This window comes from Psychrobacter sp. FME13 (assembly GCF_014861395.1).
Taxonomy (GTDB): domain Bacteria; phylum Pseudomonadota; class Gammaproteobacteria; order Pseudomonadales; family Moraxellaceae; genus Psychrobacter.
Window position 1 is genome coordinate 1 of record NZ_RRYV01000041.1, and the last position, 24557, is coordinate 24557.

Here is a 24557-nt window from a genome sequence, read left to right on the forward strand (position 1 = left end):
CGGCCTTATCAGAGAGTACTTGCCTAAGGGTTGTGACTTTAGACAAGTCTCTGATGATGAGATGCAGGACATTGAGAACAAATTAAACAACAGACCAAGAAAACGATTAGGGTTTAAGACGCCTATGCAGGCGTTCTATAATATTAATTAGCGTTGCACTTGGTGTGTTAATCTAAGAGAGATAAAAAAAAGAGAGACACAAAAAAGCAGCGTCGATAATCAACGCTGCTTTTTTGTGTCATATTGCAAGGTTTATTAGACACCCATTGCGAGTTTGATTAATTGTGCAATGGTAAATACAACCAAAAATCCAGCTATATATAAACCAATAAACCATGCCCATTGTGATTTTTTCTTACTGAGATTTTTCATGTTCATCTCCTTCTTACCTGTTAATACGCTTTTGAAAAGCAGTATAGCTACCACTTATAACGGCAGTAGCTAGTGACCGTTTTATCAATTTACATATTCACTAGTACATATGCTCATGATCTGTTTTGCCCTTAAAAGTATAGTAGGCAAAAGCGGTATAACTCAAAATAATTGGCAGCATGATAGTTGCACCAACTAACATAAACGAGAGAGAAGTATCCGCTGCGGCCGCCTCATAAATCGTCATTTGATAAGGTACAATATAAGGGAATATCGCAGAACACACGCCGATATAACCCATCAAGAATAATGCAACCGTTAATAAGAACGGACGATATTCACGCTCTGTATTTAAGTCTTTACGCATGATAAAGAATAGCAGCACGACTATAATAGGCATAGGAATCAAGGACAGCAGTCCTGGGAGGTGGAACCATCCGTCGAGTGCATCGATATCTGAAAAATACATAAAAGTGGTAACGACAATCATCGCGATAATCAACGCAGTCAACATCCAGCCAGAAACTTTACGCGCCCAAGTCTGTAGCGAGTGTTCCGTTTTAATGATGAGCCATGTAGAGCCTAACAAAGTATAGCCTATGATCATCGCAAAACCGCAGACAATAGAGAAAGGTGTCAACCAATCAAAAGGTCCTCCAGAGTACAGACGATTATCTGCCTGCAATCCCTGAACCAGTGCGCCAAGCATAATTCCCTGAGAGAAGCTGGCGATAACTGACCCTATAAAAAAAGAGTTGTCCCAAACATGACGACGCACCGAAGACTTGAAACGAAATTCAAATGCTATACCGCGAAGAATAAGACCAAATAACATCGCCGTTACAGGTAAATAGAGGCCCGTCATAATGATGCCATAAGCGACTGGGAAAGCAGCGAATAAGCCACCACCACCCAATACCAACCATGTCTCATTACCATCCCAAAATGGCGCGATAGAGTTCATAATGCGGCTTCGGTTTTTATCGGAACCTGCGAAAGGGAATAAAATACCACAACCTAAGTCGAAACCGTCTAATAAGACATAGATAAAGACAGCAAGCGCGATGAGTCCGCCCCAAATCAAAGGTAAGTCTAATACATCACCGTAGTTAAACATTAGCGTAACCCTCCTTCATCGATGTCATCTGCTGGTTTATCCAAATCCTCTACAGCCTTTTCACTAGCATGCGTGTCGCCGGTCAACGTACGGCCTTGACCTTCTGTGATAGTGTGCTGATAAAAGTTGTCTTCAGCAGGATCTTCATAAGGTTTCGGTCCTTGAGCAATCAGGCGTAAGATATAGAAACTACCTGCACCAAAGACTAAGGTATATAAGACGATAAAGCCAATCAAAGTTGTAGCGACTTGCTGTGCAGCAAGAGGTGACATACTTTCGGCGGTGCGAATCACACCATATACCGTCCATGGCTGACGACCAGTTTCTGTGACAAACCAACCAGCCAGCAAGGCAACAAAACCAAGTGGGGTCATCATCATCCACGCCCTGTGGAACCAGACGCTGTCAGAGTCGTACTGTTGTTTTTTGAAGTACTTGTATAGGCTGAATAAGCCGACAAGTACCATTAACATACCAATAGCTACCATGACACGGAATGCCCAAAACACGACAATAACTGGCGGTTGGTCTTCAGGTTCCCAGTTTTTGAGACCTTTAACTTCACCATCTAACGAATGGGTGAGAATTAGACCAGAAACATAAGGAATTTTGACTTCATATTTATTGGTTTGGTTCTCTTGGTCTGGTATCGCAAATAGACGTAGAGCGGCACCGCGTTCATCTTCCCAGATACCTTCCATCGCAGCAACTTTGGCTGGTTGATGCTCTAAAGTATTTAGACCATGTTCATCACCAATCAATACCTGTGCTGGCGCGACAAAGATAGCCATAATCATTGCCATACCTAGCATGACACGACCATGTTTACGATGTTCGGTATGTTTTTTGGATTGCAGATAATAAGCACCAATACCACCAACAACAAATGCAGTCGTTAAGAAGGCGGCCGTTACCATATGTGCAAGACGATACGGGAATGAAGGATTGAAAATAATTTCAAGCCAGTTGGTTGGGTATAGCAAACCATCTGCCCCCATCATAAAACCTTGTGGCGTTTGCATAAAACTGTTGGCCGACAAGATCCAAGTGGCTGATATTAATGTGCCAACGGCGACAATTGCAGTGGCAGCAAAATGCATGCGTTTACTGACACGTCCCCAACCGAACAGCATAATCCCTAAGAAAGAAGCTTCTAAGAAAAATGCAGTCAACACTTCATAGGCGAGTAATGGCCCTAAGACGTTACCAGCTCTATCAGCAAATACAGCCCAGTTAGTACCGAATTGATAAGACATTACTACGCCTGATACAACACCCAAACCGAATACAACAGCAAATATTTTAACCCAGTGCTTATAAGTTTCGGCAAATACCGGATTGCCAGTTTTCAACCAACGAAATTCAAGCACCGTCAAAAAGCTGGCAAGTCCAATTGAAAATGCAGGAAATACAATATGAAATGAAACAACAAAAGCGAATTGGATACGCGCAAGTAACAGCGCGTCCATTTGATCAACCATAAATGCAGCGAACATAAGCGCTTACCTTTATTTGTGAGCTAAGTAGCGAAAGCTTCCATGATACGCCCAAGTAACTGCCCGCAATATATTGAAAGAGTATCGCGACCAATAGTCAGATTTTTTTAGCTGTGAATGTTAGCGAGTTAAAGAATTCTAACTACTCAATTATTAGAATTATTCAACTGAGTAAATAATTTATATCCATACAAATTAAGAAGTAATAGTTCGTTCAATTGCTGTTGCATTATTATACGCTTGCATGTTTATGGTCACAAGTAATGCCATGTAGCTTATACTTACTATTAAATGTAAATTGGTAAGAATAAGTTAACAATTTATGATACTTGAATATGTTTTGTAATAAGATATAAAAAGGTAGGTTGTGTTGTGCTCAATGCTACTGTTTGAGCTGTCGATGCAGTATACGCCTTAATGTCAGAATAGTTTGAGGACTTTCTTGAATACTATGACCACCATTAATGACAGTCTCAGAGGCGGCGCCATCGAGGTGGGCGCTGGTGTAAGGTACGATACCATCAGATAAGCGCTCTGTCAGTGCTTGGCTAATGTTTTCATCAATGGTAACAGCGGCAACAAGTGGCGTAGTTGTACTTTTGGACCTCGTGGAGATGTTGTTTGCACCAACAGTCTGATCATTTGTTTTTGTCGCTTGAGACAGATCAATTCTAGCCCCATCTGGTTGCATTTGTGCCAGCCCTCTAGTGATGTCGGCATCATTATTGGCAATGATGGAGTGGTACGTAATGCGGTTATTGATATTGATGTCCTTGGTTAATTGTATAAAGGAAGACTTATCGCTGAGCTGGCTAGCGCCATTTTGTAAATATAGAGCGCCTAACGGGTTTTCGGCTAAATCGCCTTGCGTGGTAATCATAGCCAAGTTTTCAGTGACTGTTTTTACCAAACCAACTGGCAAGTAAACAATGCGGCGTAAGGCACGCGTGAACCAACGATCGGCATAGTCAGTACCACGAAATGGTGCTGATAAAAATACCGCGGTATCGACCTGAGGCAGAGCCTGTAGTTTGAAGCGCTCTTTTAATTGTTCATCACCGAATGATGTTTTGAGTGCATCGAGGATTTTGCTTCTTTCATTATTGGACAGTGAGTCTTCATCTTCTATTTTATCAAGATCATCGATCAAGTTTTCATCAGATAGCATCATGCGGCCGATAACGGCGCCCATGCTATGACTGATAATGACGCTGTTTTTACTGGCACGATTGATGCCTTTAGGGTCGGTCTGTTGGTAAGTGTTTTCAATTAAACGTTGGATCTGATAGCGGTTTTCTAAAATAGGCAGATTGGTGGGATAAAATATCTGCCAAACTTGATAGTTATCACGTAACTTATCATCATTGAGAATATCATTGGTCAGGTTTACCCAAGTAGCAGGGCTAGAAGCCAAGCCATGAAGCATAATTAGTACACGTTTATTGGGATCATAAGGCTCTAGCATAAACAACTTGGGTAGTCTTTCTTTTGGTTGGCTAGTAATTAAGTTTAAATAGCCGACACCATCTAGTTGGTTTTCTGACAGCCATAAGCCGTAGCCAGCCGAGAAGTTGGCAGCCAGCGGGTAGCTACTATCAAGGATGTTGACACTGTCACTTTGATATGGGTTATATAGGTGGATATCCAGCTTACGACTGCTTAGTACATCTAGCACACTATTGCCACTGGGTTTGATTAAACCCGTTAATAATAAATGTCCAGTAGGATATATTCTGGAGCTTGGCTTGCTATCTTCTATAGCAACGGCGGTTTCATCAGTTTTCTGGTCTGATAGTGATGACTCCAATAACTGGCGAATCGTGGTGGTATAACGGTCATCTAATGATGCGACCAAACTGATACCTAAGCCTGGACGCTTGCTGATTGAGTTAAGTCCTGAGAGGCGCAATTCGTAGGTTGATACCAAGTCTGCTAGAGCAGAGGCTTGCTTATGTGCATTTTGTAGATAGCTGTTTTCATTGGGCAAATAAATACCAAGATCATAGTCGTCGATCTGTATCTCCATAACTTTGACTTGATCAGTCGTTTTGCCTGTTAAAGGTGCGCGGTTGGCTATCGCGGCTTGGGTACTGTTATCACGCTCAGTGGAGGCTATTGGTAAGTGTACTATTTTTGGGTTGCCCATTAGTTTGTTTGAGCCATCAGATGATTTATACAGTTGGGTGATAACGTCGTTACTAGCGGCGTTGTAGATATCTTGGGTTTGAATGTCGGTATCATTTGGAATACGGCTTTGTGTACTGTTTTGGCTTTGGTCTTGATCGGCACCGTCAAAATCATGTATCAAACTGTCATAGAATAAATAGGTATAGCTGTACTTAACGGCATCAAACAAGCGTTCTTGATAGTCGGTTAAACAGCGACTGGTATTTTCTTGTTGGGTTTTGGCTTCTTTTATATTGACATAATATCGATATAAAACGAAGACGCTTTATGAGCATATTTTTAGTATTAGCACTGATAATGCTCTTTTCTGTATCGCAAATTTTTGCAATACACCTTAATTGATAAAGCGCACTCTAAAGAAGTTTAGGCACTAGGTTTTACATCAATGTCAGGAGCGGCTATATCCCAAATATAGAATTTACCTTCTTCGATCAGTTTGATTTGCTGAGGGATAATAGTATTGTTAGGGTTTTCACTGGCTAAGCGACGTAGACGCTCTAACGCATTATCACGGCGGTCACTCAATAAGTCTGACTGTGCTAAGCTTTGCTCAGCTTCGGTATATCCTAAAGATACGGCTTTATCTAAATATTTTTTACCTTCTTTAAAACCACCACCTTCTGACAGCATCATCCCGTATAAAAAGTTGGCTTCACCGCTATCTGGTTGCAGCTTGATGGCGCGGTCCACATACTTACCACCACGTATCGTATAGTCTGAGCCCAAGTCTAAGTTACGTCCCATACCGTTAAGCTTAGCAGCACGTAGCAGTACGTCATAAGAGGCATTAGGCGACTGAGCATAAGGTTCAATCCACTCTGCCAATACTTTTATTTTTTCACGCGTATAGTAACGCTGTGAGCGATTGGGGAAGTTTGGTGGATAGTGTCGTGCATTGGGTGATACATCTTCGATGAAATCATCTAGCAAGCTTACGTCTAGTTGGTCACCATTCGAGCCACTTTGTTGTGGAATTAATATTGTCGGTACAAAACTGATATCTGACACTTGTACTTTTGGTGTTGGAATATTAGCAAACTGGTTGGTACTTAGGTCAATACCATTAGCAGTCATGGGGCCTGGTTCATAGACACGAGTAGTTCCGGCGAAATCAGACTGTGTAGTAGCAGGTCTAACGGTCTGTGGCTGCGCAGAACTCATGGGGAAAAGGTTTGGCTGCGATGCGGTTGACTCTGTGTTAGATGAAGTAGTAGCCGCTTTAGGCTGAGCAAGACGAATGACACGTTTGCTCGAATCTACGGCACTAGGCGCTGATGTGGCTGCAGCATCTGCTTCGGCAGCATTAACAGGCGTTGATAGTAACATGGCGCATGCTGTGGCTAGTGCAGTCAAGGTTGCCAGCTTAGTAGACACACTACTAGGGAGAGTCGATTGGTTTGTGGCTTTCATAAAGATGGTTACCTTAGTTATTTAGTCGTTATTTAGCAATAGATGGGTCATTGAGTAATGTCTTTGCTGCAAAATCGTACAAATTTTTCATACCGTAGCAAATTAAACTTAACGCTATCAATAGTAGGATTGTTAATGGTCGAAATTATAAAAAATAAATCGCGGTATTGTTATGATATTGAAGGCTACTTTTAGTTCAATGGGTAGTGTTTACCATGACAAGTTTTCATGACTTCGTCTGCTACTACAAATGATAAGCAGTGGCTTTCATACGATTGGCCATCCAACGCATGGTATGACGTACAGGTGGTGATAATGCGGCACCGCCACTCTGTAATGCAAGCTCACGATGGTGCAGTTCTTCGATATCCATTTGTGCCAGTATTTCTTTTGAGCGTTGGTCGTGTTTTGGTAGCTGTTGAATATGCTCTTGTAAATGTTCGCTGACTTGTGCTTCTGTTTCTGCAACGAAGCCCAAGCTAAATTCATTAGAGATAGCACCTGCAAATGCGCCAAGACCGAAAGACATACCGTACCATAGTGGCGTAAAGACACTGGCGTGGCTACCTAGCTCATCCAAACGAGTTTCACACCAAACCAGATGATCTACTTCTTCTTCAGCAGATTGCTGCATGGCTTGTCTGACGCCGTCATCTTTGGCAGCAAATGCCTGTCCGTGATATAACCCTTGCGCGCATACCTCACCAGTATGATTGATACGCATCAGTCCTGCGACATGTCTTGCTTCAGTGATGGTTAGCTCAGGAATATCGTCATTACTGACTGGTAACGGACGGGTACTGGGGTTTGAATGTGGTACGATAGCTCGTAATGCCTTATCGACTCCGATTAATAGCTGGTCGATTTTGGATAAGGGACGCAGGGTCATAATTCACTCCTGATGGCTTTGGATACAGTCAAAAAAGCATTTGTTTTTTTGTCAGTCTGTTTTTCTTGGTTTAAGATAGTAATAACTTGATGCGCATTACTATAGCAAACAATCTAAATTATCAGCATGAATATTATCGATTCGATAACATATTAGTCGTTAGGGTACGGCCGATCGTCTTTCAAATCGTAGGAATACGATTGGCCATGCCAAACTTGTTTATTTTATCATGCGTAGTGCTTGTATTTGTTACTTATGGAGCTACTTCATCATGTGTTTGAATCACTGCTGTTTTGATATGCCTATTAAGTTTTATGTACAAAAAAGCACCAAAGACAATATTAAGTAAACCTGTCACCAAAAATAGCTGTGGTAGGTTCAGCCCTAGTGTATTTAACATAACAATACAAAAAATCGCCGAGCTGACCATAAATATCGCGTTAAAGATATTATTGGCACCAATGATACGGGCACGGTGACTCTTAGGAGAATAAGCCTGCATAGAGGCATATAAAGGCACGATATATAACCCACCACTAAATCCCAACAAGAACAAATCAGCAAAGACCCGCCAACTATCACTTATGCCAAACAAGTCACCAATGCTAAGCAGCGTTCCATTAGACACATTGATATTGAGCCCTGATAGCGACAAATACAAATCAATTGCAAAGACGCTTAAGCCAATAATACCAAATGGTAGTAAGCGCAGGCTGACTTGGTTTTTGGTTAATGATTTACATAACAAGGAGCCAATAGATACGCCCACAGAAAATAGTGTGAGCAGGAAAATCACTACTGACTCATCACCATGCAAAATCACCTTGCTAACCTCTGGAGTTTGGGTCAAAAACGTCGCACCGTACAACCAAAACCAGCTATTGCCAAGAATAACAAAGAATAAAAACGGCAGTGAATATAAATAACGTATCGTCGCTAAGCTGGTGGTAAAAATGTTCCAGTTGATCGTAAGGTTAGGCTGCATCGCTGGCATGGACGGGATATAGCGCGCCGCTAAATACCCCAAAACTGCGACCATCAGCACTGTTGTACTAATCCAATAGAGTGATTGTGACAGCTGCGTGAGAAGACCTGCGACAATCATCCCGATTAGAATTGCTAATGAGGTACCCATTTGAAACAAGCCGTTGGCACCAACCAACTCGTCTTTTTTCATTGCCTGTGGCAAGTAGGCATATTTAATTGGTCCAAAAAAGGTAGAATGTGTACCCATCAAAAACAACGCCACAAATAACAGTGAATACCATTCAAATACGAAGCCGACGGTAGCGATAGCCATAATAATCAGCTCAAGGATTTTGATGAACTGAGTCAGCTTTGACTTTTCAAACTTATCCGCAATCTGTCCTGCCAGTGCTGAAAATAAAAAGTAGGGTAAGATAAATAACATCGCAGCTAAGTTGTTTAAAACACTAACTTTCATACCCAATTGACTCGCAGCGGTATAAGTGAGAATCAGTATGAGTGCTTGCTTAAAAATATTGTCATTAAATGCGCCCAAAAATTGAGTGAAAAACATAGCGCTAAAACGACGATGCTTAAATAACTGAAACTGATTTGCCATGAAAATTCCTACAGGTGGGTCGCGGCTGATGGGTAGAATAGAGAAGTTGAGTGCGGTTTTTCAATACAGAATAATTATAAAAGATGCTAAAAACTATATCAAAATATAGCATAGGTTTTATCAATGTTAGGCCGTATAATAGCAAGGCTTGGATAAAAATACATGCAGTTGCTGCTATGATTTCAGAATTATCTACGTTATGATTTGTGAATTTTATATGGTTATATATACGGTGTTAGAGCTGATGAAGCCATGCTATTACTACCGTCTATACATACGTTGATATGAGGACGGCATATCATCCGAAAGTTTGCACTATGGACTATAGGCTGTCATTATCAAAAGCTAGGTAGTAAAACATAATTTAAGCGCACTGTTAATAAGTTTATTCACCGGTAAGGTTTAATGATAGCGATCGTTAATCACAGTGTACCGCGTGAGCTGATAGGAAATAAAAATGACATACCAGCCTTCAACTCTAGCGCGTACTGCATCGATTAATAACTGTGCTGCTAATAACAACACATCACATGATATCGGGGTTCAATGTATTGAATCCCACTCTCGTCTCACAATGACTGCTTCTCGCTGCAATGCCCCACGCATTAATTTTACACGCTCAGCACTTTTTTCTGCTTTAGCGACCAGTTTGGTTGGTTTTGGTGTTGCTCCTACAGCATTAGCTGATTCCGCCAACAGTACAACCATGATTGTTCAGCCTGATAGCCAAATAGCGACGAATCAAGAGACTGCCGTTTTAGATGATTTATCGACCAATCCTTCTAATCGTGTCAATGAGGACTTGTTGCAACAAGCAACGGCGATACAGGAGCAGGGTTATCAGATGATGACACCTGAACAGATTGATCGTGAGTTGGCTGCGCTCGATATACAGAATACCCAAGATATTGATATCATAAACAATATCAGTAATAATGACAGCGATTTTACGGCGCCAATTTCGACGCTGGATGACACGACATCACCTATTGGTCTAGATTTGGAATTGGATGCCACCAGTCTTCCAGAACCTAATAACCTTGATACGTTGGGTAAAAACGAGGCAATTGCTGAATCAGCCACCGAATCAACTGATGAAACGACTGAAGTGGTAGCGGGTGCGATAAATGTCGGCGAATTTACCAACGATGCTGTCAGTGATGAAAGTGTGGATGTAGAGAGTAATAGCAATAACGATATGGTAGCCAGCGATCTGACCGATGAAGATGAGCCAACATCAAACATTATCGATCCAAATGACTATTTGCCAGATTATCAAACGGAGACTCAGGTAGAAAATGACAGTATAGAACAAACTGGTAGTCCTAGGCCGCGGGAGCGAAATAAAGGTAGTATTTTCAAACGTCTTTATAGTCGTTTTTTTAATGACGGTGCCATTACCTTACCTAATGTTGAAACAACTATTTATCTACAGGAAGTCGCATCTGAAAATTCGGGCAATAGTGAACCAGTAGAAACTAAGGCGGATGATGATATCCAACCCATGAAAAATATCAAGGCAGCACTTGACGACACCACAGTGCAATCTGTTATTGATTTCACTGCCGCTGCACCAGGCTTACGTCAAACGGCATTAGATGCTGCAAAAGCAGTGGGTTATTATGACGTTACTTTGAGTCTACGTCAGCCTAGTCAAGATACTTTGGATGTTGTGATTGAAAAGTTGGGTGAGCCTGTGCGTGTTGATAGCCGTACTGTTGAGGTTCGTGGTGAAGGTGGTGAGCAAGAAGAGTTTATTGCCTTAGAACAGGAGTTGCCGCCACAAGAAAACGATATCTTTAATCATCGTGTTTATAAAGAAAGTAAAGCGGCACTTGAGTCGCTCAGCAGCACATACGGTTACTTTGACCAGTATTGGCTAAACAAGTCTGTTGATATCATCCTACCGGACAACACCGCAGACGTCTCTTTAGTTTATGATACAGGCGATCGATACGAGTTTGATGAGGTTGTGTTTTTTACCTATGATAGAGAAACCAATACGTTGACTCAAGACCCTGATAAACTGCCTGTCGAGCTGTCACTGTTGCAGCAATTACTCGACTTTAAACCTGGCGAGCCCTTTTATGCGCCTGATGTGACTAAATTTACCAATGATTTATCATCGACTCGTTATTTTAACACGGTTAATGTCGAATCAATATTACCGCCAACGGACAGTAGTGAAGCCAGTACTTTGGCTTTTGATAATGAAGCCGTTGATAGTAATGATGTTGTTATTGACAATAGCCTTTCGGATGTGACTGATAGTAGTAGTGATGATTTAATGGTATCTAATGAGAGTGATGTTAAGGAAAGTGTTAGTGCGCAGAGTAATAATAGTGACAGTGTAGATAGTGAAGAGACGGCGACTGACGATAGCAGTAATGTTGTCGATACAGCTGATATAGCTGCTATTGAGTTTGAGGCTGATGAAGCCACGCTTGATAAATTGCAAGCCATTGAACAAAAAGCAGACCGCTTAAGCCGTTTACCAAATGATAGAGTGTTAGATGAAAAGGAAAAAGAGGCAGAGAATCTATTAGGTAAAATCAGCGACTCAATCAGTAATGTGGCACAAAAAATATTGCCTGATGAAACCAGTATTCTTGCTGATGAAAGCTTTGTTCCACCAACGCTTGCAGGACGTAAGACACCAGAAGATGTTGCTGTGAGTAAAAAAGTACCTTTATATGTTTTTGTGGGGGCTAACCAACCTCGTGATGCTCAAGTAGGTCTTGGTTATGGAACAGATACAGGTGTGCGCGCAACTGGGAAAATAGATTATAACCTTATTAATCGTCAGGGCTATCAAGCTGGTGCGGAAACAGAAGTGTCGAGTATTACCAAAAATGTAGGTGTCTATGTCAGTCGACCTTGGAAACATCCGCTCAATGATAAATTAGAGGCAACACTCACCTATGAAGAGGAGGTGATTGATCAAGGCGAGGGTAATTTTGACCTATCTACCAGAACATTAAAAACAGGGTTGGCGCGTAACATTCGTCGTGATAGCGGTTGGAATCGCAGTTACTCTATGCGTTACCGTTTGGATAAGCTAGAAACGGGTGTCGATGATACCGAGTTAGACGATTTGCCTATACGTTTTACCTCATCTAACCCAACCCAGCAAGCACTGTTGTTTGGTTATGGTGTTAGTAAAACTGACGTGGATGATAATGTCAACCCAACTCAGGGTATACGTCAGTCTTACTCTATTGAAGCAGGTAGTGAGTCTGTGGCTAGCGATACCAATATGGCAATCGCTCGTGCGAGTGTTAGCGGTATCTATAGCTTCGGTGACGATGACAAACATCAGGTATTGGGCAGCCTAAATACAGGTTATATTTGGGCAGATGATTTTTATGAAGTGCCCTACAAGTTACGCTTCTTTGCCGGTGGTGATCAAAGTATTCGTGGCTATGACTATGAAAGCTTATCACCATTAGAAAATGGCTATCTAACAGGTGGGCAAGTACTCGCAGTGGGTAGTGCTGAGTATAACTATGAGTTTAAACCAGGCATTCGCGGAGCATTTTTCACTGACGTGGGTAACGCTTACGATGAAAACTTTGACACTGAGACAAAGGTTGGTGTTGGTGTTGGTATTCGTTGGGCATCACCTGTGGGCGTGGTACGAGTCGATGTCGCGGCTGGCGTGACAGAAGAGAGTATTCCAATCAGGCTACACTTCTTTATTGGCTCACCTTTATAGTCATTTTATTGGTTTTATGTGTTGTTTATTATTTATCGTGCCGATTGCTGGTAATCATTCTTTAACGTAGTTGAGTGTCATGCTGACAAAAAACACCCCGCCTAGCAAGTTACCAGAAGAAGATCCAGCACAGAGGGATGCTCGTGCTGTGAGACGTTGGTATCCGTTGTCATTTCTACTCAAACTGCTGGTACTTATTTTAATTGTACTTTTGATCATGTTTGCAGTGTTCTTTTATGCAGCTGGTACAGATTCGGGCACCAAGTTTATACTAGAAAAAATCAGTACCGAGACGGGTATCGATTTTGAATATGGACAAGGTAATTTACGTGAAGGTCTTTGGGTTACGGATATTGATATCAAAGCGACTGATGATCTTCAGGTATTAGTGGATAAAGCCTATGTGAAAATAGGTTGGCGTGCTGTATTTGCTAAAGAAGTACATTTGCGTGATGCAGACATACAAACCATTGAAATTATCAATAATGAACCTCCAACGGGTGAGCCGTTCGATTATAAAACTCTGCAACTACCGGTTAATCTACGCTTTGACCGCGCTAATATAAAAAACATTACCTATAAACAAGTCACACAAGACCCTATTGTTATTCACAATATCGTTGCTCGTGATTTGACATGGGTTGGTAGCATGGTGGAAATTGCTCGTGGTGACTTACAGTATGCTGATATCGTCAATATTAGCGCCTTACAAGGTGAGATTGATCTACAAGGTGATTATCCACTAGATTTAAGTGCTATTGCAGAAGTGAGTGCACTCGAACAAGCCTATATTGACCCACTAAATATTACTGCAACAGGTACGTTGAAACGTACGGTAGGTAAAATACGTAGTCGCTACAATGACAGCGATGTTAGTGGTGATTTTATCGTACAGGGGTTGGATAGTGATTCGCCTTTTCGGGCAAAACTGCAATGGGACGACATCTTAATCCCTTATGCTGAAGAGCAAGATATTCGCTTAACAAGTGGTACAGCTACCGCAGAAGGTGTGATTTCTGAGATACGTTTGCGCATCAATACCGACCTGACGGCTAAAGATATTCCTTCAGGTCATTACCAAGGCCGTGCGGTCATCGCTGACAGTCAGTTACGCATTGATCGTTTGGATGCTGATGTACCTGCTGGACGCCTAGTATTGCAAGGTATTTTAGATTGGAAAAACAGCTTCGATGCGACAATACGAGCGACGGGTAGTAATTTTGATATTCGCCGTGCCATTCCTGATGATTATGCTGACTTTAAAGCATACGCACCACAAACGCTTAATGGTAGGCTGTCGTTACATTATCAGCAGCAGAACAATGCTGGCAATACACAAATTGATGCAGACTTACTCCAGCGTGATGGTGAGCATGTCAATGCGAAGATAGCCAGCGGTAAGGTTTCAGCGAAGTCTACACAGTCGGCCCCTTGGTATATCAATGCGAAATGGCAAAATCTGGTGCGCCGTGATGTGCCTAATATTGGTAATATTGATAGTCCGAATGGACAGGCAGATGTCATTATTCGTGACTCACAGTTAGTAGTGAATGCTAATACAGTGGTTAATGAACTCAGTGTCGCACCCAAAGGCCGTTATGATGTGCGTGTGCGCAAATCAGGGGACATTATTAGTATCAATCGCCTTAACTATGATGGCGTTGTGGGCGATCTATCTGGCACAGGACAAATTAAACTAGAGAATGAAAATGGTCCATTGACATGGCAGGTTGATGCCAGTACCAAAGAATTATTACCAAAAAAATATAGTAGTGACTTACCGCTTGAGCGTCTAACGGGTAGTATAAGCGCACGTGGGCGTTTATTAAATATCACCAAGAATGGTGTTAGCGGTCAGCGCCATATTATCACCTTAAATAATACCGATTTGCAAACACAACTTGATGCCACACAAGATAGCCGTACTATCGGTATAACTGGTGGTGGTGATGCTAGTATTGATATCATCGATGGCGAGTTGTCTGTATTTGATACACGTTTTGATGGAAAAGTGGACACAGCAGATGTACCAAATGGTCAGCTGTCTCTTGATGCAGCTGGCACACCAAATCTGATTAGCATCCGTAAACTAAATTATAACGGTGAGGCTGGTGCGGTAAACGCAAAAGGTGTTATTGATTTACGTAAAAATATGGGTTGGACAATAGACGGGCGCTTTGATGAATTCAACTTGGGTTATCTTTTACCCAACAACCCAGCGATTTTGACGGGTGATCTAAAAACCAGTGGTGAGTGGCAAGCCGCCTCTTCTAACACTGCAGATGCAGCGGGTAAGCTGCAACGTTTTGCGGTAGATTTCGATGGTGTGCTAGATGCTGAGCAATTGCCGGCAGGTAAGCTGACGATTGATGCCAGTGGTGATGACCAACTAATCCGTATCAAGCAATTCCGTCATGTGGGTGCAGCAGGTAGTATTGATGCAAAAGGCACGGTGGATTTACGTCAAGGCATCGCATGGGATATCAATGCAGTGATGGACCGTTTTAACATAGGTTATTTTCTAAAAGACACACCAAGCCTTATTACGGGTAGTATAGATACAGATGGGCGTTGGAGTGACACGCAGCAAACTATTAATATTAAACAAGTTGATTTGACTGGTACGTTAAAAGGTCAAAATCTGAGCGCTAAAGGTAGCTTGGCTGCAAAAATGCGTTTACCAACAGACTTGGCGAGCTATTTTAAAGACCTCCAAGCACAAGATGCTCAGGCGCAATACAAAAAAGTAAATGCGTTAATCGATAGTTTAGATGCGAATAATCTGGTATTACGTTGGGGTGACAACTACATCACTGCTAATGGTAATGCCAAACAATTACAAACGAAAATTAATATTACCAGTTTGGATCAGCTCTCAAATCAGTTGGCAGGTAAAGTAACAGGTGGTGCAACATTATCACAGCCAGCAGGACAGGCACTACCAACTATTTATATTGACTTGGTGGGTGAGCGTATTGCACTGCCAAGCTTTGTTTTACGCGAAGGTCGTGTTCGCGGAAAACTGGTCAATTTAGCAAATAGTCCAAGTCAGCTTATCATAACTGCTGAAGGCTTAGATGCTGCTGGGCAAAGTTTTGAAAGTGTTGAGGCTTCATTTAGCGGTACTGAAAAAGCACATGTGGTCGATCTTGATATTGCCAATGAACAGCTTACTATCGGTGCAAGAGTTAAAGGTGGTTTTAATCGAGATAAAATGAGTTGGTCTGGCGTCATTGGTGAAGGTCGTCTTCAGTCTCAGTATGCGACTTTAAATCAGCTGCAACCAGCACAACTGATTGTTGATTTGCCTTATGAGCAGAATGGCAACAGTAATGACTTTAAGGTACAGATGGCTGCGCATTGTTGGCAAGCTGCTGACCAAACGGGCAAGCTGTGTTTACGCAAAAACCTAATCGCATCAGCGGATACAGGTGAGGTTGATGTTGCCCTACAGAGTTTAGATACGTCATTATTGTCAGTGTTTTTACCACAAGATATTGATTGGTCAGCCAAGATTAATGGTAAGGCCGTTGTCGGCTGGCAAAATGGACGTCCGCCAACCATCAATACCACTTTATATTCGGATAATGGCAAAGTTGGATTGGTTCAGGATGGTAGTAGTACTTCTGTCACCCTGCCTTATAAGCGAATATCCCTCATTGCTTTATCAGTTCCAGAAGGTATTAAGCTGCGCACAGATATTAATACAGGTCATGGTGCTAGTGGTTATGCCGAAGTCATTGTCGACCCTTACAAGGCACCGAAACCAATCTCTGGTGCCTTAGTGCTTAATGAGCTTAACCTAGCGATACTTAAGCCTTTCTTTCCGGGTATGCGAGCTCTACGAGGAAATGTCACAATGGCAGGTGGCTTGGGTGGTACTTTAGATAAGCCGCAGTTTTATGGTGACGTAAAGCTGGAGAATGGTCGTATCGCAATGTTGGACTTGCCAGTTAACCTAACCAATGTAAATGCTAATGCCAAAATTCGTGGGACACAAGCGACCTTAGATGGTACGTTTAACAGTGGTACGGGTACAGGAACTTTGACTGGAACGATTGATTGGCAACAAAAACTACAAGCCAAGCTGAGCATTGCTGGTGAAGGTTTGGTGATTACGCAGCCACCTTTATTAGTGGCTGAGATTAATCCTGATATTGATATTATCGTGCGCCCAGAGGACAGTTATGTCGATATTAAAGGTGCGATTAGTGTACCGTCAGCAACCATTCGTCCACCAGCAGCCAGTGAAGACATTGTTACTCAAACCGAAGATGCTGTTGTGCTCGATCGTCGTTTAATTGGGAATGTTGATGAAGTATTGGCTATTTCAAAACCTTGGTCTATCAATGCCAATGTTGGTATTGATTTGGGTGAGGATATCAACTTCCGTGGATTTGGTGCGGTTATTCCTTTGGCTGGCGCGATTAATATCAATCAAACTGGTACTGGTGTTATGCGAGCCAAAGGTGTGGTGCAAGTGTCACGTCGAACCAATATCAATGCCTTTGGTCAAAGTTTAGAGCTTAATTATGGTCAAGTGCGTTTCGATGGCGATGTTATGAATCCGAGCTTAAGTATTGAAGCTGTGAAAACCATTGAGAGTAAAACGGTAGGTCTACGGGTTAAAGGGGATGCCGAAACACCAAATATTATCGTCTTTAATAATGCAGGACTGACTCAGCAGCAAGCGATGAATGCATTGGTCACAGGTCGTCTCACCAGTACAGGTGCAACGCAAATTAGTGAGCAAGGGTTTAAATCAGAAGTGACCAATAATTTAGCAGCAGCTGGACTCAGTTTCGGGCTTAGTGGCACACGTAGCTTGACCAATCAGATAGGTCAAGCATTTGGTTTGCAAGGTCTTACAGTAGATGCATCAGGCAGTAGTGAGGATACCAATGTCAATGTCACGGGTTATGTGACACCTGACTTATATATCCGCTATGGAGTAGGTGTGTTTAATGCAGAGAGTACGCTATCAGCTCGCTATCAGCTGACGCGTCGTATCTATGTGGAAGCAAGCTCAGCCACAGAAAATGCGATTGATGTGGTTTATAGCTGGCAATTCTAAATGACATATTTGAGTACTGAAGATACGTCTTGCTAGCTTTTAGTCAATAAAAAACGCCTTTTAATGAAGGCGTTTTTTTATAGGTAGGATTGTGTCCCTTGACCATAGGTCTACTTGGTGAGGATCAATCGATTATTACGAGTTAGGCGTAGACGATATTCTTCACCTTCATGCTCAATACGTACCTCTTTGGTTAGAGCAAACAGATGCTGTGATTGAAGAGTAGGTAGACGGTTTTCACGGCAGTTCAGATAACGAGAGATAACCATGCTCATAATGAATTCCTTTTGATAAAAATTGGCTGAGTAATGAGAGCAATAAATAATTATTTGCTCTTAACGATAATAATTATCATTTAGATTGAAATAATTTGCAAGCTAATTGATAAAATAAAATGCAGTTATTATGTAAACTTATCTAAAGAAGCGGTTATAAAACGTCGATAAATTGATAAATTAAAAAATAAATTGTTTAAAATCATATACTTGAATTTAATTTCACTCGTTAGGTATTTTAATGTAGTTAATTAGTATTCAAATAAAAACAGTAAGAAAGGATAGTTTTATGGCAACAAAAGTAAATAATCAAGCAGTTAGCCTATTCCCAAACAAAAAAATAAGCACCGTAAACGTGGCTGTTGCTGTGATTCATCACAAAGAACAATATTTACTTGGGTTCAGAAATGCTGAACAGCATCAAGGCAATCGCTATGAGTTTGTAGGCGGTAAAATAGAAGCTCATGAAAGTGCTGAGCAGGCATTGATTCGAGAAGTTGCCGAAGAAACAGGTATTGCTATTCATGATAATACTATTGTTAAGCTTGGCCGTTTGCATCATGATTATGCTGATAAGCAAGTGAGTCTACAGGTTTACAAGATTGAGCTAACCGTACAGCAATATGAGCAGTATCAGCATTGTGACTATGGGTTAGAAGGGCAGGCGCTAACGTGGGTCAATAAATCTAGTTTATTGGCAGGCGAGTACCAATTACCCGCTGCCAATAAAACCATTCTAGAGTGGTTAAAAGTGCCAGAGAACATAGCGATCACTTATCCATTGGTACAATTTAGCGAGTGTGTAGATCCAGTGGCAGCATGGTTGCAATATCATCAAGAACACTTAATGCCAAAGTCTTGGGTTTATATTCGAATAAAGGCAGATGGCTTAGAAAACATAGCCGCGCAATTGATGGATAAGCGACCAGACATTCAAGCCATTGTTCCCTACTATAATAGCCATACGTTACACACTGAACAGTCGCCTTCGTCTAAAAGCAACACTAGTCAAAACGTTGCTTATCATTTAACTCACACGGCATTGATGCAATGGTCTGATAATACTAGAGCGCTGCCTGACCGTAGTCTATTAAGCAATCTGCCACTAGTCGTCAGCTGTCATGATAGCGCCAGTATTCATGCGGCTAATGAGCTTGCTGATCATCGAATACAGCAACAGTTGCCACCCGTTATTGCGATTTTTATATCGCCAGTATTAACCACCCAAACGCATCCAGATACGATGCCACTAGGCTGGGAATCATGGTCAGAATTGGCACAGCTGGCGGATATGCCGGTGATTGGTTTGGGCGGTTTATCTCCTGAGATGATCGATCAAGCATTGGTCCATGGTGGTATCAGTGTTGCAGGTATTCGTCAGTTTTTTAACAAGCCTTAATCAGTAACTATATAAATAACCATATAAGTAACTATGTGTTTGTTCTACAGCATAAATTCATAATTACTTACAAACCGTTGCGTTTTCCTACATTGTGACACTGTTTTAGTCGTGGCGTCGCTATTAATATAGTTGACCTGATTACAGAGTTCTTAATACCGCACCCCCAAATTATAATTGGCTACATTAGAATTGCTTAGTTCTAGTACTTGCAGATGTGTTCCTTGCTATTCTGATTTGCGTGGATGGTATAAGTGATTTTTGATAAGTGTATGGCTTATCACAACTTCTCTGAACATCCTTATAAACAGCCACTACAAATATGGTATAGCTATGAAAACCAATAAGTTACCTCAGTCAGTACGGTCTGATATGCAGGAATCCGGTTCTCAACTCCAGCAGGTTAGTCAGTCGGGCGGCGATTATCTGAATAATGATAATGCACGGCAGACGGATTATGCGAGTAACGATGACAGTTACAAACATGACATTTTGAATGATAATTACTTGAAACGTTTGGTGAGAGATACGTCTTCACAAGCCAAATATTTTGGATATAAGAGTGCCGACAACAGCCTATTAAAGGTAAAAAAACTCGATAGGACAGATCGTGACGATATCGAGCGCAAGGCTTCAACGCGTAGCGATGTCAAAAATCTTAATAGTATTAATGACGATAATACAGACGTGTATACGATTGATAGCGTTAAGCAGTCAAAAGCTCTAATCAAAGAAGCAGCGCTGAAGTCAGCGTCTTTAGCGCATCAAACGAGTCATTCAAGAGATGACCTTGGACACAAAGGTTTTGGACAAAAAAACGATTTCTCATTGGGTGCTACTCACTCATCATATAAAGACATACCGGAGCGTATCTTTATGAATGGACTTATTAAGCACACAGGTATCGCGTTAGCGATTATCATACCATTAGCAGCGTTTTCAGCGTATGCCGCCACGCCGGACATAAGCTCTGATGCAATGTCCAGCAACACGACGACAGAAACGTTAGCAATCGAGCCAAGTGCAATCATTCATAAGTCTGCCAATACACCAACCACAGTAGATAGCGTTGATCTCAAACAATATGCTGGTACCTGGTATGAGATTGGGCGTTTGCCAATGTATTTTCAACGCAATTGTGCCAGTGACGTCACAGCCAATTATGCTGAGAAAACGGATAGCTCAGGTATTACTGTCACCAATAAGTGCGTAGGTGAAGACGGTGCTGAAATTGTTGCTGAAGGTCTTGCCAAACCAGATGATGATACAGGCAGTAAGTTGAAAGTGACGTTCTTGCCATCGTGGATTCGTTGGTTGCCAGTTGGCCGAGCTGATTACTGGGTATTAGCACGTGATGCTGATTACAAAACAGCACTGGTTGGTACACCTGATAAAGACTATTTGTGGTTATTGGCCCGCTCACCAAATATCAGTCAAGAAACCTATTCTAAGTATCGCCAGATTGCTCAACAACAAGGTTATGACTTAAAAGAATTTAAGCTAACGCCGCAAACCAACCAAACTATTAATCTGGTTCCTTAGATTAATGTGGTTTCTTAGATTAATCTGATTTCTTGGACCATTATGATCGAACAACCTTTGCATTAACAAAAATAAAGGTAGCATAATACGTTGCCTTTATTTTTATGATAACCAGCATCATTTAATAAAATGTTTTATAGACAATGGTGAATCGGTTATCACTGGCAAAATTGGGCATTTTAGGCTAAAATCTAGGCGTTCTAATTACTCGGTAGCCGATGACGTAGACTAATAATGTTTGCTGGCCACATTAGGGTGATTGCTTAGATAACATATAATTCATATTTCTTTGTACTTTACTGATCATACATTACTGACCATAAGGATGTTTCTCGTGAGCAACGCTGATACCTTACGCCAATTACATCAAGACCACTTAAGCAACTATAATAATCAAGAACAACAAGCAATTGAGCTTATGGGGTTATTGAATAAGCTTTATAATAATCAAGACGTACAAGTGACCTTGTTCGGCGAAACGCTAGACTCTACCTCGGTTGGTCAGATATTAGCGCTACACCAAAAAGTAGCACTACGCGATAATAATGCAAAACCTATCGATATCGCTGATACGCTAGCCATGGTAAAGGTTATTGCAGAGAGCAAGGACATCCAAGCTACTCGCATCGATGTTGGTCAACTGATTGCTAACGACACTGACGTACAAGCTGCATTACAATCTATCAATAGTGCTGGTGCTGTCAATGGTGCAACAGATGTTGTATTGTATGGTTTCGGTCGTATTGGTCGTATCTTAACGCGCTTATTACTGTCACAAGCATCAAGCGCAAAAGGTTTGCAATTAAAAGCTATCGTCGTACGTCCAGCAGCAGCTGGCGATCTGGCCAAGCGTATTTCATTGCTTGAGCGTGATTCAATCCACGGTAGATTTTTGGGTGGTATCAGCATTGATGATGACAATAACGGCATGATTATTAACGGCCGTTTTGTCCAAGTTATCTATGCTAACGATCCGAGTACTATCGATTATACTGCTTATGGTATCGACGATGCGCTAGTCATTGATAACACGGGTATCTGGAAGGACGAAGCAGGTCTTGGTAAGCACTTACAATCAACAGGTGTGAAGAAAGTACTGCTAACAGCACCAGCTGGTGGCGATATCAAAAACGTTGTGTATGGTGTGAATAATGACACTGTTGGTGATGATACGATTGTCAGTGCTGCCAGCTGTACGACCAACGCTATCACACCAACGCTAAACGTACTAAATGATGAATACGGTATCGAAAACGGTCACGTAGAGACCATTCATTCATTTACCAATGATCAAAACTTGGTTGATAATTATCACAAGTCAGATCGCCGTGGTCGTAGTGCTGTGATGAATATGGTTATCACTAGTACTGGTGCCGCAAAAGCAGTAGGCAAAGCACTACCAGAATTAAGTGGTAAACTGACAGGTAATGCCATCCGCGTACCAACGCCAAATGTCAGCTTAGCGATTTTGAATTTGAATCTGAAGACTGCACCAGAAAGTGCTGATGCCTTAAATGAATTCTTGCGCAAAATTGCCAACAGTAGTACTTGGCAGTCGCAGATTGCTTATACAGATTCTACAGAAGCAGTATCAACGGATTTTGTTGGTACGACTCATGTCGGTATCATCGATGCTCAAGCGACTATTTTGACTGGTAATCAAGCCATCGTATATGTTTGGTATGACAACGAAGTAGGTTATAGTACTCAGGTATTGCGTTTGGCGACACAAATGGCCGGCATCAGCTACGCTCAGATTCCTGCATAAGACGGTAACCCTACGTAGCATTAAAAATCATAAGATACTGCCATTATCATTAAACCTAACTCTCTAATTGGTATTATAGCTAGAGATTTGGGCATAATTTTAAATGATGTATCCCAAACACCCGATAGTCTGATTGGTTATCGGGTTTTATTGTTATAATGCCAACAGCAAAATACTTGCTGCAATCATTGTGGCATGACAATATAGTAAACACCTAAAATACAGCCGTTGGTTGTAACCAGTATATTGACTGGATTGTAAATTAAGGAACGTAAAATGCGATTTATTGATGAAGCCGTCGTAACGGTAAAAGCAGGTGACGGTGGTAACGGAATCGCCAGTTTTCGCCGAGAAAAATATGTCCCACGTGGTGGCCCCGATGGTGGTGATGGTGGCAAGGGCGGAGATGTTTATGTCATTGCAGAGGATAACACCAATACCTTAGTTGACTATCGCTATACTCGTCGTCACGATGCTATGCGAGCTGAGAATGGTCACAGTAGAAACTGTTCAGGCAAAGGCTCTGATGACCTTTATCTACCTGTACCTATCGGTACGACTGTGGTTGATACTGAGACTGATGAAGTCTTGGGTGATTTGCTTGAAATCGGCCAGACATTACTGATTGCCAAAGGTGGCGATGGTGGTTTAGGTAACACTCATTTTAAAAGCTCTACTAACCAAGCACCGCGTAAAGCAACCTCTGGTTTTGAAGGTGAGTTAAAGGTTCTTAAATTTGAGCTAAAAGTAGTAGCTGACGTTGGTCTAATTGGCTTACCTAATGCTGGTAAATCCACTTTTATTCGCCAAGTTTCTGCGGCGAGACCAAAAGTGGCCGACTATCCATTTACCACACTTGTACCTAACTTGGGTGTGGTTGATATCGGTCGTCATCGCTCATTTGTGATGGCCGATATCCCAGGTTTGATTGAAGGTGCGTCAGAAGGTGCCGGACTTGGCATTCGCTTCCTAAAACATGTTGCGCGTACGCGTCGTCTGTTACACCTAGTTGATGTCAATCCTGTTGATGGTAGTGACCCAGTTGATAACGCCCGTGTTATCTTAAACGAACTTGAGCGTTTTTCACCTGAGCTGGCAAACTTACCACAAATTCTAGTATTGAATAAAATAGATCAGGTCAATGAAGAAGACTTGAATGCACTTTGCACACATATCGTGGCAGAGCTTGGCTGGACAGGTATTGTCTTCCGTACCGCTACATTGACTGGTGAAGGTGTTGACGCTGTTAAATATCACTTGATGAATGAGATTGAGCTTGAGCGCGAGCGTGAAATAGAAGACCCTATCTTCGCTGAAGCCCAAAAAGATCGTTTTGAACGTTTAGAAGCAGAAGTGCGTCTCAACACTGAAGCACAGCGTGAAGCGTATCGTGCAGCTCGTAAAGCAGCGCGTGAAGGGGTGGACTTAAGCGACGATGATGATTTCGATGATGATGATGGCGTCGAAGTAGTTTATGTTCCTTAAATAAATTTTTTTGAGTTCACCTACGTAAGTTAATATGATCAAGCAGTTAAAATTATGGTGGTGTATCAAAAAGTATGCTGGAGTAATAAAAGAAGGGTGACAGCCGAAGCAAGATGATATATTTGAGGTTATGAAGACACAAATACAGATCAATTGCCCCGACTGTCACAGTCCCAGTTTTTCGATACACGGCAAAAAAAGCTATGGCAAGCAGAACTACCAGTGCAAGGACTGCAAACGTCA

The 24557-nt window shown here is 41.8% G+C and carries 15 protein-coding genes and 1 pseudogene; 8 read left to right on the forward strand and 8 right to left on the reverse strand.

Translation table 11 applies throughout. The features are described from left to right. Positions 1-151: pseudogene (locus EI164_RS16965) on the forward strand (IS30 family transposase); the annotation flags it as partial. A 104-nt stretch (positions 152-255) separates the two neighbouring features. On the opposite strand, the gene EI164_RS17480 reads toward EI164_RS16965, so the two are convergent. The 7 genes from EI164_RS17480 to EI164_RS07245 all read right to left on the reverse strand — a co-directional run bounded on the left by EI164_RS17480 (position 256) and on the right by EI164_RS07245 (position 9056). After that, positions 256-372, reverse strand: coding sequence for a DUF2474 domain-containing protein (locus EI164_RS17480; RefSeq protein ID WP_413038451.1), 117 nt, complete (start codon positions 370-372; stop codon positions 256-258). A 100-nt stretch (positions 373-472) separates the two neighbouring features. Then, complete coding sequence (gene cydB / locus EI164_RS07220; RefSeq protein WP_192519309.1) at positions 473-1489, reverse strand: cytochrome d ubiquinol oxidase subunit II; 1017 nt, start codon at positions 1487-1489, stop codon at positions 473-475. Beyond that, positions 1489-2985, reverse strand: coding sequence for a cytochrome ubiquinol oxidase subunit I (locus EI164_RS07225; RefSeq protein ID WP_192519310.1), 1497 nt, complete (start codon positions 2983-2985; stop codon positions 1489-1491). The genes cydB and EI164_RS07225 overlap by 1 nt, the downstream gene beginning before the upstream one ends. Positions 2986-3367: 382 nt before the next feature. After that, positions 3368-5341 (reverse strand): esterase/lipase family protein, encoded by a 1974-nt coding sequence (locus EI164_RS07230; RefSeq protein WP_225739165.1) that lies wholly within the window; start codon positions 5339-5341, stop codon positions 3368-3370. 194 nt (positions 5342-5535) lie between these two features. Next, positions 5536-6582: a tetratricopeptide repeat protein gene (locus EI164_RS07235; RefSeq protein WP_192519311.1), complete on the reverse strand. Its 1047-nt coding sequence runs from the start codon at positions 6580-6582 to the stop codon at positions 5536-5538. Positions 6583-6826: 244 nt separating this feature from the next. After that, positions 6827-7465: a 2-polyprenyl-3-methyl-6-methoxy-1,4-benzoquinone monooxygenase gene (gene coq7, locus EI164_RS07240; protein ID WP_225739166.1), complete on the reverse strand. Its 639-nt coding sequence runs from the start codon at positions 7463-7465 to the stop codon at positions 6827-6829. A gap of 259 nt (positions 7466-7724) precedes the next feature. Continuing rightward, positions 7725-9056 carry an MFS transporter gene (locus EI164_RS07245; RefSeq protein ID WP_192519313.1) on the reverse strand — a complete coding sequence of 444 codons (1332 nt, stop codon included), beginning with the start codon at positions 9054-9056 and terminating at the stop codon, positions 7725-7727. A 457-nt stretch (positions 9057-9513) separates the two neighbouring features. Between EI164_RS07245 and EI164_RS07250 the strand changes: the two genes are divergently transcribed. Together EI164_RS07250 and EI164_RS07255 are read left to right on the forward strand one after the other, a co-directional pair. Beyond that, positions 9514-12771: an autotransporter assembly complex protein TamA gene (locus tag EI164_RS07250; RefSeq protein WP_192519314.1), complete on the forward strand. Its 3258-nt coding sequence runs from the start codon at positions 9514-9516 to the stop codon at positions 12769-12771. Positions 12772-12850: 79 nt separating this feature from the next. Next, on the forward strand, positions 12851-17845 hold the full coding sequence (locus EI164_RS07255; RefSeq protein ID WP_192519315.1) for a translocation/assembly module TamB domain-containing protein: 4995 nt from the start codon (positions 12851-12853) through the stop codon (positions 17843-17845). A gap of 110 nt (positions 17846-17955) precedes the next feature. Here EI164_RS07255 and hemP read toward each other — a convergent pair whose 3' ends face one another. Next, on the reverse strand, positions 17956-18114 hold the full coding sequence (hemP, locus tag EI164_RS07260) for a hemin uptake protein HemP (RefSeq protein ID WP_227672156.1): 159 nt from the start codon (positions 18112-18114) through the stop codon (positions 17956-17958). Between the two features lie 295 nt (positions 18115-18409). On the opposite strand from hemP, the gene EI164_RS07265 reads away from it, so the two are divergent. The 5 genes from EI164_RS07265 to EI164_RS17485 form a co-directional block, all read left to right on the forward strand. Continuing rightward, entirely contained in the window at positions 18410-19519 is a 1110-nt protein-coding gene (locus tag EI164_RS07265) for an NUDIX domain-containing protein (RefSeq protein WP_192519316.1), read from the forward strand. Between the two features lie 333 nt (positions 19520-19852). Beyond that, on the forward strand, positions 19853-21061 hold the full coding sequence (locus tag EI164_RS07270; protein ID WP_192519317.1) for a lipocalin family protein: 1209 nt from the start codon (positions 19853-19855) through the stop codon (positions 21059-21061). 325 nt (positions 21062-21386) lie between these two features. Next, positions 21387-22829 carry a glyceraldehyde-3-phosphate dehydrogenase gene (locus EI164_RS07275; protein WP_192519318.1) on the forward strand — a complete coding sequence of 481 codons (1443 nt, stop codon included), beginning with the start codon at positions 21387-21389 and terminating at the stop codon, positions 22827-22829. A 276-nt stretch (positions 22830-23105) separates the two neighbouring features. Next, positions 23106-24314 carry an Obg family GTPase CgtA gene (cgtA, locus tag EI164_RS07280; RefSeq protein WP_192519319.1) on the forward strand — a complete coding sequence of 403 codons (1209 nt, stop codon included), beginning with the start codon at positions 23106-23108 and terminating at the stop codon, positions 24312-24314. 130 nt (positions 24315-24444) lie between these two features. Continuing rightward, a partial coding sequence (locus tag EI164_RS17485) for a transposase (RefSeq protein WP_413038446.1) occupies positions 24445-24557 on the forward strand: 113 nt, incomplete at its 3' end.